Raw genomic sequence first — 14,391 nt, 5'->3', positions numbered from 1 at the left:
TGGATTGATCGCCATCTGCGCGCGTGACTAGCGTTGCCCACCATGACGACGGCCCCAGACACTGCCGACTGGCGCGCGACCAACCGTGCCAACTGGGACGAACGCGTTCCGATCCACATTGCCGGCCCCTTCTACGACCTTCCCAGCTTCGTGGCGGGCAAGGACACGCTCCGAGACTTCGAGCTCGCCGAGGTCGGCGACGTCAGCGGCAAGACGCTGCTCCACCTCCAGTGCCATATAGGGCTGGACACCTTGTCCTGGTCCCGGCGCGGAGCCGCCGTCACCGGCCTCGACTTCTCCGCGCCCGCCATGGACGTGGCCAGCGACCTCGCCGCGCAGATCGGCGCCACCACCGCCCGCTTCGTCACCGGCGACGTGTACGACGCCATCAACGCGCTCGACGCGCAGACCTTCGACATCGTCTACACCGGCTTCGGCGCGCTGTGCTGGCTTCCGGACATAGCCCGGTGGGCACAGACAGTGGCCGCGCTCGTCGCTCCAGGCGGCTTCCTCTACCTGGCCGAGTACCATCCCTTCGCCGACGTCCTGGCCGAAGACGGCCGCACCATCGAAAACGACTACTTCCAGCGCGACCCCATCGTCGTGGATGCGCCCGGCACCTATGCCGACCCCGGCGCGCCGACCACCGCGCCCCTCACAGTCGAATGGCGGCACGGCATCGGCGATGTCGTCAGCGCCCTGACCGCCGCCGGCCTCCGCCTGGACTTCCTGCACGAGCACAACCGCGGCCACTTCCGCCTTCCCGCAGGGCTACGCATCCCGCAGGTCTACTCGCTCCGTGCGGCGAAGGCAGAGTGATCATCGCAGCAGGGAGTGTCATGAGAATTCCCCCAGCAGCAAGGACACTGTGTCGGCGGCACGGGGGTCGCCGAGTTCCACCAGGGACTCGGCTGCCTGCACGCGGTAGCGCCCCTCCAGGGTGGGGTCGTGGGCCAGGGCGTACAGGAGGTCGGCGGCGCGGGGGTCCCCGAGCATCGCCAGGGTCTCGGCGGCGTCCACGCGGTAGCCCCAGTTCAGAGTGGTGTCGTGGGCCAGGGCGTACAGGGGGTCAGCGGCACGGAGGTCGCCGAATTCGGCCAGGAGACCGGCGGCCTGCACACGGTCGTCGCTCTCCAGGGTGGTGTTCTGGGCCAGACCATAAAGGAGGTCGGCGGCACGCGGGTCGCCAAGTTCCGCCAGAGACCCAGCGGCGGACACACGGTCGTCGCTCTCCAGGGTGGTGTTCTGGGCCAGACCATAGAGGAGGTCGGCGGCGCGCGGGTCGCCAAGTTCCGCCAGTGACTCAGCGGCGGACACACGGTCGTCGCTCTCCAGGGTGGTGTTTTGGGCGAGGCGATATAGGCGGTTCGCGGTGAAGTGGAGGGTCTCGTCGGGGAGAGCGGTACCCAGGCCGGCGAGCTCGATGATGAAGTCGCAGCCTCGGATTCCGGAGCGGGCCAGACGGCTGAGGTACCGGGGGCCTGCGGTGAGGCCGCTTTGGTGTGCGGCGTCGAGGAGGAACCCGACGTAGGAGGGATCTTCACGCGGGGTTTCCCAGTATCTGCTCCCCCACACCCGCGGCGCGATGCCGAGCCCGCGGTCGGAGGGCCAGTATCTGTATGGCTGATGAAAGACACGGCGGAGGACTTGGGCTCCGGTGTGCCGGTTGTTCATGAGGTGGCGGGCGGCGAGGTGTTCCTGGAGGGTCTGGTGGAGGAAGACGAGGTCGCCGGCTTGTGCGGTGAGCTGGCCGCTGCCGCGCAGGGCTGTGCTGAGGAATGCGTTCCAGTCGTCGGCGGGTACCCGGTCGGGGCGCTTGGCACTGGGGTGGGACTGCACGATGTCCACGGCGGGCCGGGGGTTTCCGGCCTGTTGACGTTCGGCTGCGAGGTGGCCGGTGATGTCCTGGAGATGGTCCAGGGTGATCTCGGCCTGTGCGGAGGCGGCGGGTCCGTATCGGTCCACGCCTGCGAGCAGGCGGGAGGGGCTGCCTGACGCGTCGGCGGTGTGCTGGCGTTTGTGCAGCAGTGTGGTGAAGCGGTCGTAGATGCCCCCGCGCCCGGCGGGCAGGGGCTGGTCGGGTGCGGCGGCGTGGAGCTGGCAGAGCATCGCGGCCATCAGCGGTACCCGGGCGAGCGCCGCAAGGCGGCTGCGGTCCAGTGCCAGGACGAAGCGCTCGGCGGCGTCGTCAGGGTCCGGCAGGCCTGCGGCCCGGAACCAGCCGCTGGCGACCTGCGGCAGGTCGTCGTCGCCGAAGGGCTGCAGGTCGTAGCGGGGCACGCCGGCGCCGAGGGTGTCCAGTGTGTCGTCCGACAAGGGGCGGGTGGCGATCACGAACCGGTACAGGTCCTTGTCGTCGCCGCCGGAGACCCTGGCTATCCTCGTCAGGACCCGGTAACGCGCCGCCGGGTCGGTGACCTCGTCCAGCCCGTCGATGAGCACCAGCCAGCGCATGCCCGGCTGCGGGGCGGTGGCGAAAAGCTCCGGAGGGATGCCGTCGCTCAGACCATGGTGGATGAGATCGGCTGTCACAGCCTCTGCCAGTGCGCGCCGCAGGGGCAGCTCAGCGGTCAGTGCGGCGGCGGGAACCATGACCGGGAGCACCGCCCCGCCGGAGCTGTCGAGGAAACGTGCGGCGCCCTCGGCCATACGGGTGCGCAGCAGGCTGGACTTGCCGCCCCCCGGCCCGGCCACGACCACGCAGGTCGGCGGGTCGGCCAGGACATCGTCGGCTGCCGTTGCCCCCGCCGCGGTGACGGCGGCATGGGCTTCGCGATCGCCGTCGGCAGCGTCGTGATCCAGCCGACGGACCTGCTGACGCAGGTAGACCGCGGCCAGCGGGGGTGCGGTGCCGGGCAGGACACCGGCGTAGGGGTGCTCGGTGGCGGCGCGGTGCGCAGCGGTCAGGTAGTCCGCCAGATGCCGCGCTGCCGGACTGGCGTGTTCCAGCCCCAAGCCGACCCCATTTGCGGCCAGAGTGTCGCGGAAGCCCGGCAGGTCGGCCAGGGTCGTCACGGGGACCGCTCCCAGCACACTGGCGTCCTCCGCGACAGGGCGGTCGGTGGCCAGCACCCCGACGAGCAGGGACCCGCAGAACACCGCCGTGCCCGAACTGCCCGCCCAGCCCGACCCGCCGGCCAGGCGGCGGGGCACGACACCCTCGTCGACGTGCACGGTCAGCATTCCCGATCTACGCGCGTGCAGGGCGTCCACGTGGCCGCGCACCGGCATGGTGTCGCGCCGGCTGCCGGGACGCGCCTCCGCGTCGGGGAAACCCAGCCCCACGCAGGGGACCTTGTCCTGGCCGGTGATCCGTCCGAAGCGGACCGCCCCGGCCGGCGGGCCCGCCCCGTGCGGGCCGTCGATCACCAGCAGCGCAGCATCATGGTCCGGTGCGGCATCCAGGTCCACCGGCTCGTGCGGCCAGCACCGGGCCGCTGTGAGCCACGCGGTGCGCTGCGGGACTTCCAGAGGCCGGACCTCGACCCGCCCGCCCGGCGCCACGTTCTGCACCACGTGGTAGGACGTCAGCACCAGACGGTCGGCCAGCAGATACCCGGTACCCACCCGCCCGGTGCCCGCCTGCCCAGCGCCGGGAGCCCACACCTCAACGACCCGGGCCTGATCCATCCCTACCCCCTACGGTGAGCGAGTCCGACGGCTGCGGCGCTCACGAGGGCCGCTGCGCGGCCTGGGCGTGGATGCGCGCGTCCGCGCCCGCATCATCGACCGGCTGCAGCGTGAGCTTGATCCGGTGAACCATGCCGGAGCCGGCCGTACCACGGGCCTCCGCCGACCACGGCAGCACGAACACCTTCGCCGTGGCCCCCGCCTCCTTGCGGACCTCGACGGAGAACTCCAGCTCCACCGGCCCCGCACGGAACGCCAGCGCCTTGCCGGCACCCTCCTCCATGGCCTGCTGCAACTGAGCACGGATCGCACCGACCGCCTCACCCAGCTCCGCCCACGGTTCCGACACCACCACCCACCCCCTCAACCTGATTGATAACGCTGCGGAGTTCACCGTAGGGCACAACCGCCACACACAAGGAGGCCGCAACCGTCAGTTCGCGCCCACTCATCGGAAACCGGCCCTCCTTCGCGACCTTGGGAGAGGCCGAGGGCGGTACGCCGGTCGTAGACCAGCTGGCCGAGGTCGTGGGCCAGCTCCGCCTCTTCGTACAGCCGGTCGTACTCGGCGTTGCCCTCGACCGCTTCGCCGAGGAGCGCGCGCCGGCGGCGGGCCTTCCACTCGGCGTGGTTCATCGCGGGAGTCTTTCAGTGATCGACGGTGGAGCCGACGGGTCGCGTCCACGCACGTGGCGCACGGCGGTTGCCCACAGGCAGGTAGATCTACGAACGTTACAGATCACCCCATCACTGTCACATTCGCAGCCGGTACACCATGCCCGCGGACGTGGCCTGCCCCCATGGGCGCCCGGCCGGCTGGTGAGACGGAGTAGGTCAGGTACGGAGCAGATCAAGCAAGGTCGACCGGGACCCTATGGTCCGGTTGGCCGTCCTTGGCCAGGATCGAGTGGTCGTCGGCCACCGCGCGGTACAGCGTCAGGCCGGAGGGCTCGTTCACGTCGGCGGCTGTCCAGGCGCGGCCTCCGTGTGAGAGGGAGCGGCGGGAGAACACCTCCAGCGCGCGCTCGATACCGGGGCCGTCCACCGGTTCGGCGACGGCGGACATGTAGACGCCTTGGCCGGTGCCGATCGGGGCCGATGAGTCGAAGATCGCGATGCCCACCTGGGGGCGCACCGCGATGTTGCGTGAATGGACGGCCTCGGGCGAGGAGAGCCAGAAGAACTCCCGGCACTCCACGTGAGCGAAGTAGACCGGCGAACTCCACGGCCGTCCGGCCGCGTCGGCGGTGGCGAGCACCATGTACAGGCTCGCGTCGACGATGCCGCGCGCGATCTCGGCAGGTGATCCAGGTGATCCAGCAGGAGCCATCTCACCTGCTCCTTCGGTACGTGAGCTCGAAGTCCTTCTCCCATGCGGCCGAGCTGTCGTACGACTTCTCCCAGACGCCACGGATCGTGTTGCCGTCGTCGCCGACCTGCCCGGTGAACCGCTGCCGGAAGGGAAGGGGAGAAAAGTCCGGCGTCTCCCGCAGCAGCCGCCACACCCCGCCGGCAAAGGTCATCGCGTACACCCGTACGACGCCCCGAGAGTCGAAGTAGTGTTGTGTGTACGCGCCCGTCTCCGGGTCGACCGCGACGATCGCCATACTGTCCGGGACCTCGGTCTGCGGGATCTCTGTGCGCTGGACCAGGAAACGTCCATCCAGCGTCCACTCGAACACGCTGCGTGCAGCAGGGGCGGCCAGACCGGGAAAGTCGGCCTCCACCTCCCACTCGCCGACCAGGACGTCCAGCCTCTCCAAGGCTTCCTGCCGTGCCGCTTCGTCCATGACGAACACATCAGCCTCATACCCGACGACAGCTATGAAGCTATGACGGCAGCGGCAGGAGAAACTCATCGGTGCCGCCGACGAGGTGACTACAGCCGCTGAATGATCGTCCCGGTGGCCAGCGCCCCACCCGCGCACATCGTCACCAGCGCGAACTCCTTGTCCCTGCGCTCCAGTTCATGCAACGCGGTCGTGATGAGCCGCGCCCCCGTCGCACCCACCGGATGCCCCAGCGCAATAGCCCCGCCGTTGACGTTCACCTTCTCCAGGTCCTGCTCGAAGACCTGCGCCCAGCTCAACACCACTGAAGCGAACGCCTCGTTGATCTCGACGACGTCGATGTCCTTCAGGGTCATGCCCGCCTTGCCGAGCACGGCGCGCGTCGCGTCGATCGGCCCGTCCAGGTGGAAGTGCGGGTCCGAGCCCACCAGTGCCTGGGCGACGATCCGCGCCCGCGGGCGGAGTTTCAGCGCCCGCGCCATCCGCTTGGACGCCCACATCAGGGCCGAGGCGCCGTCGGAGATCTGCGACGAGTTCCCCGCCGTATGGACCGCCGTCGGCATGATCGGCTTCAGGCCGGCCAGTGCCTCCATGGACGTGTCCCGCAAGCCCTCGTCCCGGTCGACGAGCCGCCACATTCCCTGACCGGCCCGCTGCTCGTCCTCCGTGGTCGGGACCTGGACGGCGAACGTCTCCCGCTTGAAGCGCTCCTCCGACCAGGCGTTCGCGGCCCGCTCCTGTGAGATGAGGCCGAGCGAGTCGACGTTCTCGCGGGTGAGGCCACGGTGGCGGGCGATGCGTTCGGCCGCCTCGAACTGGTTCGGGAGGTCTACGTTCCACTCGTCGGGCGTCGGCTTTCCAGGCCCGTGCTTGGAGGCCGAGCCGAGCGGCACCCGGGACATGGCCTCGACGCCACAGCTGATCCCGACGTCCACGACCCCGGCGGCGATCATGTTGGCGACCATGTGCGAGGCCTGCTGCGAGGAGCCGCACTGGGCGTTCACGGTCGTCGCGGCCGTCTCGTAGGGCAGGCCCATGGCGAGCCACGCGGTACGGGCGGGGTTGCCGGACTGTTCGCCGGCGTGGGTGACGGCGCCGCCGACGATCTGCTCGACGCAGTCGGCGGGGATGTTCGTACGGCCCAGCAGTTCACGGTAGGTCTCGCCCAGGAGATAGGCGGGATGCAGATTGGCGAGCGCGCCACCGCGCTTGCCGATCGGAGTGCGTACGGCTTCGACGATGACGGGTTCCGCGACCATGCTCTCGCCCCTTCCTCGCGCCGAACTAGAACGCGTACTAGTTCTCAGTGCAGTCTGCTGAGCGGACACCCGGCACCGCAAGGGTCTTGCACGCTCCGAAGTCGCGATCTGCACGAACTCCGCACGCAATTAGCCCTGTCGTGCCTCTTGCTACTTCTAGAACCCGTTACTACCTTCACGGCAATTCGCAGTTCCTGATGGGCCGTCAGAACCTCGCTCGCCCCGAGCTTCAGACCTCCAGAACCCCAGACCTTCAGACCTCTGGAGCTTCAGACCTCCAGAACCCGACCGTCGCACGACCCGGAGTTGCCGATGCCCTGTCCAGCGCTGCCCGACGGGTTCGATTTCACCGATCCCGATCTGCTGCACCACCGCGTACCTCTCCCGGAGTTCGCCGAGCTGCGTCAGGCCGAACCGGTCCACTGGATCCCCCAGCAGCCCGGTATCGCGGGCTTCGAGGACGAGGGTTACTGGGCCGTCACGCGGCACGCTGACGTCAAGTACGTCTCCACGCACCCCGAGCTCTTCTCCTCCTGGCTCAACACCGCGATCATCCGCTTCAACGAGCACATCCCGCGCGACGCCATCGAGGTCCAGCGGCTGATCCTGCTCAACATGGACCCGCCCGAGCACACCCGCGTCCGCGGCATCGTGCAGCGCGGCTTCACCCCGCGCGCGATCCGCGCGCTGGAGGACACGCTGCGCCGCCGCGCCCACTCGATCGTCCAGGAAGCCCTCGCGCAGACCGGCCCGTTCGACTTCGTCACCCAGGTCGCCTGCGAACTCCCCCTCCAGGCGATAGCCGAGCTCATCGGCATCCCGCAGGAGGACCGCCTCAAGATCTTCGACTGGTCCAACAAGATGATCTCGTACGACGATCCCGAGTACGCGATCACCGAGGAGGTCGGCCAGGAGTCGGCCACCGAACTCATCTCGTACGCCATGAACATGGCCGCCGACCGCAAACAGTGCCCCGCCAAGGACATCGTCACGCAGCTGGTGGCGGCCGAGGACCAGGGCAACCTCACCTCGGACGAGTTCGGCTTCTTCGTACTCATGCTGGCCGTCGCGGGCAACGAGACGACCCGTAACGCGATCACGCACGGCATGCATGCGCTCCTCACCCACCCCGACCAGTGGGACCTCTACAAGAGGGAACGCCCTTCGACCACGGCCGAGGAGCTGGTCCGCTGGGCGACCCCCGTCGTCTCCTTCCAGCGCACCGCGACCCAGGACACCGAACTGGGCGGCCAGCGGATCAAGAAGGGCGACCGCGTAGGCATCTTCTACTCCTCCGCGAACAACGACCCTGCCGTCTTCGACTCCCCGGAGGTCCTCGACATCACTCGCGACCCCAACCCCCATCTCGGTTTTGGTGGCGGCGGCCCGCACTACTGCCTCGGCAAGTCCCTGGCCACCCTCGAGATCGACCTCATCTTCAACGCCATCGCCGACGCCATGCCCGACCTCCGCCTCGTCGGCGACCCCCGCCGGCTGCGCTCCGCCTGGCTGAACGGTGTCAAGGAACTCCAGGTCAGCGCCAGTTGACCCACGGGTCTCGCAGATCAGGAGGCGGGGGCATCCTCCTACGCCCCGCCCCCGCCTCCTGCCACCGCGTCGACGTGGGCCGGAAAGGCGACATCCCCTGAACGCGGAAATTGGAGTGACCGGAGTCCGCTCCGTGTCGTTGCATGGCTCGTGAGTGCGAGCCTCCCGGGCCACCAGTCGGGAATCAGTGAACGTTTTCGTTCGAAAGCACGTCTTCGCACCTGACACAGCAAGCACACAGCCTCGAAGACTCCGAACGGAAACGCTGACCGTGGTCTCTGCCGCCGAGCTGTCCCCCGCCCGTCCGGCCGAACCGGCCGCCGGTACGCGGAAGGAGCTGTTCCGGGAGTTCAAAGGGTTCTACCGGCGGCATCGTGTGCCGCTGCTCGCCACGCTCCCGACGGTTCCGCTGTACGTGGTGTGGTGGGTGTTCCTCGCCACCGGTGGCGGGGATCTCGCGGCGCAGGAGGCGTGGGCCCAGTTCGTGTCGCGGCACGGGGACTCGGCGTACAGCCTCTTCTGGTACGGCGGGATGCACACCGCCAACTACAGCCTGATCTCCCCGTACCTGATGGCCACCTTCGGTGTGCGCACGATCACGGTCGTCGCCGGGCTGCTCGCCACCTGGCTGGCCGCGGTGCTGCTCGTGCGTACAGGGATCCGCCGTCCCCTCGGCCCCGCGCTGCTCGCGTCGCTCGCGCTGTGGTGCAACGTCGCGTCCGGCCGTACGACCTTCGCGCTCGGCGTCGCCTTCGGGCTCGCGGCCCTGGTGCCGCTCACGCGGGAGCGGCGGCTGCCGCTGGCGGTGGCGTACGCGGTGCTGGCGACCATGGCGAGCCCGGTGGCGGGGCTGTTCCTGGTGGTGGCGGGGGCCGGTTACGTCCTCGTACGGGACTGGGGGCGGGCCGCCGCTCTCATCGCGCCGCCGTTCGTGGTGGTCGCGGTGACCACGCTGCTGTTCCCGTTCAAGGGCGAGCAGTTGATGCCCGCTGCCCGGATCTGGCCGCCCGTCCTGTTCGGTGTCGTGCTGCTGGTCTTCGCTCCGCGCCGCTGGTGGGTGCTGCGGTGGGGTGCTCTGGTGTACGCGGCCGGGACGGTGCTGACGTATCTCATCCCCTCGCCGATCGGCACGAACGTGGAGCGGCTGGCCGAGCTGTTCGCACCCACCGCCCTGCTGGCCGCGCTGCTCGCGCAGAAGGGGCGGAAGGGACAGAGATACAGACGTCTCGCCCTCACCGCGACGCTGGTCTTCTCCGTGGCCTGGGTGGGCACGAAGACCGCCGACGATCTGCGGGTGTCCACCAGCGTGCCCGCCTGGGCCGCCGACACGCGCGATGTCGTCCGCGCCCTGGACCGGCTCGGCGCCGAGCGCACCCGGGTCGAGGTGGTCCCGGCCCGCAACCACCGCGAGGCCACCGCGCTCGCCCCGCATGTGAACCTCGCCCGCGGCTGGAACCGGCAGCTGGACATCGAGCGCGGGCGGCTCTTCTACGACGGAACGTTCTCGGAGACCACGTACCGGGCCTGGCTGGACCGCTGGGCCGTCGGCTTCGTCGTGCTGCCCGCCGGGAAGCCGGACGGCTTCGCCGAGGACGAGGCGCGCCTGGTCAGGAGCCGGCCCGCCTGGCTGGAGCCGGTCTGGCAGGACGCGCACTGGCAGGTGTACCGGGTGCGCGACGCGGTGCCCATGGTGTCGTCGCCCGGCTCCGTCCTGCGGGCCTCCAGCGCCGAGGTCGTCGTACGGATGCCGAGGCCCGGCTCGGTCACCGTGCGCGTCGCCTACTCGCCGTGGCTGTACGCCGAGGGCGGCTGCCTGGAGAAGCGGGGCGAGTTCACGCGGCTGACGGTGACCGAGCCGGGCGTGTTCCGGATCAGCTCGGGGTACGGTCCTTCGCCTGGTCCGGCTCCGCGATGCTGACCTCGGCGGGCTTGCCGCGCGAGCTGCCCCGGGGTCCCTGGAGCAGGTAGGTCAGCGCGAAGCCGGTGCCGACGACGGCCGCGCCGCCGGCCGCGTCCAGCACCCAGTGGTTGGCGGTCGCCACGATCGCCGAGACCGTGAACAGCGGATGCAGGAGACCGAGCGCCTTCATCCACCATTTCGGCGCGAGGATCGCGATCACCAGACCGCACCACAGCGACCAGCCGAAGTGCAGCGAGGGCATCGCCGCGTACTGGTTCGTGAGCGCGGTCAGCGTCCCGTAGTCCGGCTGAGAGAAGTCCTGCACGCCGTGCACGGTGTCGATATAGCCGAGGCCCGGCATCAGGCGCGGCGGGGCCAGCGGATAGAGCCAGAAGCCGAGCAGCGCGAGGACCGTCGCGAAACCGAGTGCCGAGCGGGCCCAGCGGTACTCGGCGGGACGGCGCACGTAGAGGACGCCGAGGACGCTGAGCGGCACCACGAAGTGGAACGACGTGTAGTAGAAGTCGAAGAACGCCCGCAGCCAGTCGACGTTCACCACCGCGTGGTTGACCCAGTGCTCGACGTCCATGAACAGGAACTTCTCGATCGCCAGGATCTGCTCGCCGTGCTGCTCGGCGGTGGCCCGGGCCGCCTCGTTGGAGCCGCCGTGCGCCTCCAGCCTGACCTGCTGGTACGCGGAGTAGCCGACGCGGATCAGCAGCAGTTCAAGGAGCAGGTTCGGGCGGCTGAGGACCCGGCGCAGGAACGGCAGCAGGGGTACGCGTTTCCAGCGTGCCTCGACCGGTGGCGCGTACTGCGTGGGGATCGGGACCTGGTAGTGCGGCGAAGTGCGGGACAGGAACGGAACGGCGCAGGCGGCGGTGAGCGCGGCGAGCAGGACGACGTTGTCACGCAGCGGGTGGAGCACCGGCATGTTCGGCAGCATCATCTTCGCCGGGAGCGTCATCACCAGGACGACGGCGACCGGCCATACGTACCGGTCCGAGGCCTTCTTGCCGACCCGGCCGACCAGCGCGAGCAGTACCCACAGCAGCTGGTGCTGCCAGGTGGTGGGCGACACCACGATCGCGACGCAGCCGGTCACCGCGACGGCGAGCAGCAGCTGCCCGTCGCGCGCGTAGCGCACGGCGCGGCGCAGGCCGAGGACGGCGACGGCCGCGCCCAGGGCGAGGAAGAGCGCGATCTCCAGCGGCCCTTCGAGGCCGAACCGCAGCAGCGCGCCGTGCAGTGACTGGTTGGCGAGGTCGTCGGCGCGCCGGCCGAGACCGACTCCGGCCAGGTGGTGCACCCAGTACGTGTACGAGTCGTGCGGCATCGCCGCCCAGGCCAGCGCCGTGCACCCGGCGAAGGTGACGCCGGTGGAGAGCGCGGCCCGGCGGCGGCCGGTGAACCACAGCAGCGGCGCGAAGAGCAGCACGGTCGGCTGGAGGGCTGCGGCGACGCCGATCAGCAGCCCGCTGGTCCGCTCCCCCCGGACCGCGAAACAGCCGAGCAGCACCAACAGCACCGGGATGATGCTGGTCTGGCCCAGATACAGCGTGTTGCGCACCGGCAGGGACAGCATCAGCAGGCTGATCGCCACGGGCGCGGCGAGCAGGGCCGTGCGTCTGCTCACGGGCTGCGGCAGGGCACGGGCCGCGACCAGACCGAGCGCGACGACCAGCAGCAGTGTGCCGAAGGTCCAGCCCCAGCCGAGGGCCTGCTCGGCCGCGCGGGTGAGCGGTTTGAGGACGAGTCCGCCGAACGGCGTGCCCGTGAAGCGCGTCGAGTCGTACAAGGATCCGTTCACATGCAGCACGCCGCCCGGGCCGACCCAGGTCTCCAGATCCGTCAGGCGTTCCCCCTTCGGCGTGCTCAGGACGACGGTGACCTGCCGTACCGCCAGTACGGCGGCTACCAGCCACAGGGCCGCGCGCACCATGCCCAGCCGTGCCTTCGCCGTGCCCGCGGCTCCCGCCGCGAAGGCATCACCTGGTCGCCCGCCGTGCTCCACATTCGCCACGCCCCGTCGGCCCTCCCGCCCCGTTGGTCACCCGTGTCCCGTGGGTGTCATCTGTTCGTTTTCAATGTGCGAACCCTATGAGGCTCGCACTACCCCCACGGAGGGACGCAGGCAACCCCCGCTTTACCTGACGTCCTTCCATCTTTTGTCCGGAAGAAGGTGTGGCGCGACCGCACCGGTGGCATCCCGCCGGGTGCGTCACCGACGGGCCGGTCCGGTGGTGACGGGCTATATTCTCGACGGCGGACTAGTTAGCTCCTCTAACTAGCCGGACGAAAGGCATGGTGTATGACCGAGCCACGGCTCTGGAACGACGTGGACGACTACTTCACCGCTCTCCTCGCCCCGCCCGACGACGCCCTGGCCGCCGCGCTGCGCGACAGCGACGCCGCCGGACTGCCGCACATCAACGTCGCCCCGACCCACGGCAAGCTGCTGCACCTGCTCGCCGTGATCCAGGGCGCCCGCCGCATCCTGGAGATCGGCACCCTCGGCGGCTACAGCACCATCTGGCTGGGCCGCGCCCTCCCGGCGGACGGCCGGCTGATCAGCCTCGAGTACGCCGAGAAGCACGCGGAGGTGGCCCGCCGCAACCTCGCCCGGGCCGGCCTCGACAAGATCACCGAGGTACGCGTGGGTCCTGCCCTGGACTCGCTGCCGAAACTGGCCGACGAGGACCCCGCTCCGTTCGACCTGGTCTTCATCGACGCGGACAAGGTGAACAACCCGCACTACGTCGAGTGGGCCGTCAAACTCACCCGCCCCGGCAGCCTGATCGTCCTCGACAACGTCGTACGCGGCGGCGCCGTCACCGACGCCACCGGCGACGACCCGAGCATCCGAGGCACCCGCGCGGCCCTCGAACTCTTCGCCTCCCACCCGAAGCTGGACGCCACGGCGATCCAGACGGTGGGTGTGAAGGGGTACGACGGCTTCGCGCTGGCGCGCGTACTGCCGTAGGCCGCCCGTCAGCCATCCGGACTTACGCCGCCCGGCCTCAGGCCTCGTGGTAGAAGCCCACGTTCACGCTGCGCGGGGCGGTGCGGTCCTGGATGACCAGTTCACCGGAACCGTTCCGGGGCAGCTTCGCCGTCCCGCCGTACGGCAGGGGCTGCGGGGTCCCGCCGACCAGCACGAGCCGCACCTCGGACGACGGATCGGCGTGCGAGCCCCGCAGCCACGTCACCTGCCACGTCCCGTCGGGCCCGCACAGGAACTCCAGGTGCACCCGCGAGACGAACAGCCAGTCGTCGGGCGTCGCGAGGCGGCAGAAGCCCCGGTCCCGCCCCACCCGCAGCACGGCACCCGGTTCGCTGGGCGAGTCGGCCATCTGCATCCCGGCCGTGGCACCCGCGTCCGCCTCCGACACCGTGGCCATGGTGAGCTCGAGCACGTGCGCTCCTTCGGTTCCCGCAAATCCAATGGTTCGGCACCGGAACATGGTGGCGCACCGGCGACGACGTATCGCGGCCGAATGATAGATCGCCCGGGTGACGTGCCGTCCGGCACACTGGGCTACATGACCGAGCGAAAACCTCCCGGTGTCAGCTTCGAGTCCTGGATCGACAAGCAGATTCGCGAGGCGGAGGCGCGTGGGGAGTTCGATCAACTCCCCGGTGCGGGGAAGCCGCTGCCTGGCGACAGCGACACCACGTATGACGAACTGTGGTGGATCAAGCAGAAGATGGCCCGCGAGGGGCTGTCCGTGCTGCCGCCGACGCTGGCGTTGCGCAAGGAGGCGGAGGACGAGCTTGCGCGGGCGTTGGACGCCCCTTCCGAGCGGGTGGTTCGGGAGATCATCACGGCGATCAACGTGAAGATCCGCGACGTGATGTTCAAGCCGCCGCCGGGGCCGCCGTTGGGGTTGAAGCCGTATGACGTCGAGGAGGTCGTGCGGGAGTGGCGGGAGCGCCGCTAGGCGCTCCGCTGGTTGTGCGGTTTTTGGGTGCGGGTTCGTTGTGGCTGGTCGCGCCGTTCCCCGCGCCCCTGGGTGGGTGGGGGGTGCGGGGCCGTGGGCCGGTGCGTCAGCCCGTCGCAGGCCGGGCGTACGGCCCTGGCCTGGTACACGGTCCTGGTTCTCCGAGACCGAACCTACGCGACGGGCATACGACGCACCGGCCCACGGCCCCTCCCGCCGGTGGGCAAGTGACGGGTCCGTTGTGGCTGACGGCTCCAGGGACGCGCCCCTTAGGGGCGCGGGGAACTGCGCGACCAGCCACAACGAACCCGCACTCGCCAGCG

13 protein-coding genes are annotated in these 14,391 nt (G+C 69.8%); 5 read left to right on the top strand and 8 right to left on the bottom strand.

Annotated features, from left to right (window positions below; genetic code table 11):
* The first annotated feature begins 42 nt into the window (after positions 1 to 42).
* Positions 43 to 819, top strand: coding sequence for a class I SAM-dependent methyltransferase (locus ACYVO6_RS42665; protein WP_461071175.1), 777 nt, complete (start codon positions 43 to 45; stop codon positions 817 to 819).
* 18 nt (positions 820 to 837) lie between these two features.
* On the opposite strand, the gene ACYVO6_RS42660 is transcribed toward ACYVO6_RS42665, so the two are convergent.
* From ACYVO6_RS42660 to ACYVO6_RS42635, 6 genes are all read right to left on the bottom strand, one after another.
* Positions 838 to 3,630 (bottom strand): HEAT repeat domain-containing protein, encoded by a 2,793-nt coding sequence (locus ACYVO6_RS42660; protein ID WP_461071173.1) that lies wholly within the window; start codon positions 3,628 to 3,630, stop codon positions 838 to 840.
* A 40-nt stretch (positions 3,631 to 3,670) separates the two neighbouring features.
* On the bottom strand, positions 3,671 to 3,982 hold the full coding sequence (locus tag ACYVO6_RS42655) for a trypco2 family protein (RefSeq protein ID WP_461071171.1): 312 nt from the start codon (positions 3,980 to 3,982) through the stop codon (positions 3,671 to 3,673).
* 38 nt (positions 3,983 to 4,020) lie between these two features.
* Positions 4,021 to 4,266, bottom strand: coding sequence for a hypothetical protein (locus tag ACYVO6_RS42650; protein WP_461071169.1), 246 nt, complete (start codon positions 4,264 to 4,266; stop codon positions 4,021 to 4,023).
* A 214-nt stretch (positions 4,267 to 4,480) separates the two neighbouring features.
* Positions 4,481 to 4,960 (bottom strand): pyridoxamine 5'-phosphate oxidase family protein, encoded by a 480-nt coding sequence (locus ACYVO6_RS42645; RefSeq protein ID WP_461071167.1) that lies wholly within the window; start codon positions 4,958 to 4,960, stop codon positions 4,481 to 4,483.
* A 1-nt stretch (position 4,961) separates the two neighbouring features.
* Positions 4,962 to 5,420, bottom strand: a complete 459-nt coding sequence (locus ACYVO6_RS42640; RefSeq protein WP_461071165.1) for a hypothetical protein — start codon at positions 5,418 to 5,420, stop codon at positions 4,962 to 4,964.
* An 89-nt stretch (positions 5,421 to 5,509) separates the two neighbouring features.
* Positions 5,510 to 6,679, bottom strand: a complete 1,170-nt coding sequence (locus tag ACYVO6_RS42635) for a steroid 3-ketoacyl-CoA thiolase (RefSeq protein WP_461071163.1) — start codon at positions 6,677 to 6,679, stop codon at positions 5,510 to 5,512.
* Between the two features lie 312 nt (positions 6,680 to 6,991).
* Here ACYVO6_RS42635 and ACYVO6_RS42630 point away from each other — a divergent pair, with 312 nt between their 5' ends.
* A complete protein-coding gene (locus ACYVO6_RS42630; RefSeq protein WP_461071161.1) occupies positions 6,992 to 8,227 on the top strand; it encodes a cytochrome P450 in 1,236 nt (411 codons plus the stop codon).
* A 265-nt stretch (positions 8,228 to 8,492) separates the two neighbouring features.
* The gene (locus ACYVO6_RS42625) at positions 8,493 to 10,145 is read left to right on the top strand and encodes a hypothetical protein (protein WP_461071224.1); all 1,653 of its coding nucleotides are present in this window, start codon (positions 8,493 to 8,495) and stop codon (positions 10,143 to 10,145) included.
* Here the strand turns inward: ACYVO6_RS42625 and ACYVO6_RS42620 are convergent.
* A complete protein-coding gene (locus tag ACYVO6_RS42620; protein ID WP_461071159.1) occupies positions 10,099 to 12,150 on the bottom strand; it encodes a bifunctional glycosyltransferase 87/phosphatase PAP2 family protein in 2,052 nt (683 codons plus the stop codon). The two genes, ACYVO6_RS42625 and ACYVO6_RS42620, sit on opposite strands and share 47 nt — an antisense overlap.
* 288 nt (positions 12,151 to 12,438) lie before the next feature.
* Here ACYVO6_RS42620 and ACYVO6_RS42615 point away from each other — a divergent pair, with 288 nt between their 5' ends.
* Complete coding sequence (locus ACYVO6_RS42615; protein WP_461071157.1) at positions 12,439 to 13,110, top strand: O-methyltransferase; 672 nt, start codon at positions 12,439 to 12,441, stop codon at positions 13,108 to 13,110.
* 37 nt (positions 13,111 to 13,147) lie between these two features.
* On the opposite strand, the gene ACYVO6_RS42610 is transcribed toward ACYVO6_RS42615, so the two are convergent.
* The gene (locus ACYVO6_RS42610; RefSeq protein ID WP_033320636.1) at positions 13,148 to 13,543 is read right to left on the bottom strand and encodes a hypothetical protein; all 396 of its coding nucleotides are present in this window, start codon (positions 13,541 to 13,543) and stop codon (positions 13,148 to 13,150) included.
* Positions 13,544 to 13,669: 126 nt separating this feature from the next.
* On the opposite strand from ACYVO6_RS42610, the gene ACYVO6_RS42605 reads away from it, so the two are divergent.
* The gene (locus ACYVO6_RS42605) at positions 13,670 to 14,068 is read left to right on the top strand and encodes a DnaJ family domain-containing protein (protein ID WP_461071155.1); all 399 of its coding nucleotides are present in this window, start codon (positions 13,670 to 13,672) and stop codon (positions 14,066 to 14,068) included.
* Positions 14,069 to 14,391 lie beyond the last annotated feature (323 nt).

The organism is Streptomyces pseudoechinosporeus (assembly GCF_054783935.1).
The sequence above is the reverse complement of the archived record's forward strand: the minus strand, read 5'-3'. Positions and strand labels throughout refer to the sequence as shown.

Coding starts and splice junctions, on each gene's coding strand:
- ACYVO6_RS42665 (WP_461071175.1), top strand. CDS start 43: ATGACGACGGCCCCAGACACTGCCGACTGGCGCGCGACCAACCGTGCC.
- ACYVO6_RS42660 (WP_461071173.1), bottom strand. CDS start 3,630: ATGGATCAGGCCCGGGTCGTTGAGGTGTGGGCTCCCGGCGCTGGGCAG.
- ACYVO6_RS42650 (WP_461071169.1), bottom strand. CDS start 4,266: ATGAACCACGCCGAGTGGAAGGCCCGCCGCCGGCGCGCGCTCCTCGGC.
- ACYVO6_RS42645 (WP_461071167.1), bottom strand. CDS start 4,960: ATGGCTCCTGCTGGATCACCTGGATCACCTGCCGAGATCGCGCGCGGC.
- ACYVO6_RS42640 (WP_461071165.1), bottom strand. CDS start 5,420: ATGGACGAAGCGGCACGGCAGGAAGCCTTGGAGAGGCTGGACGTCCTG.
- ACYVO6_RS42635 (WP_461071163.1), bottom strand. CDS start 6,679: ATGGTCGCGGAACCCGTCATCGTCGAAGCCGTACGCACTCCGATCGGC.
- ACYVO6_RS42630 (WP_461071161.1), top strand. CDS start 6,992: ATGCCCTGTCCAGCGCTGCCCGACGGGTTCGATTTCACCGATCCCGAT.
- ACYVO6_RS42615 (WP_461071157.1), top strand. CDS start 12,439: ATGACCGAGCCACGGCTCTGGAACGACGTGGACGACTACTTCACCGCT.
- ACYVO6_RS42605 (WP_461071155.1), top strand. CDS start 13,670: ATGACCGAGCGAAAACCTCCCGGTGTCAGCTTCGAGTCCTGGATCGAC.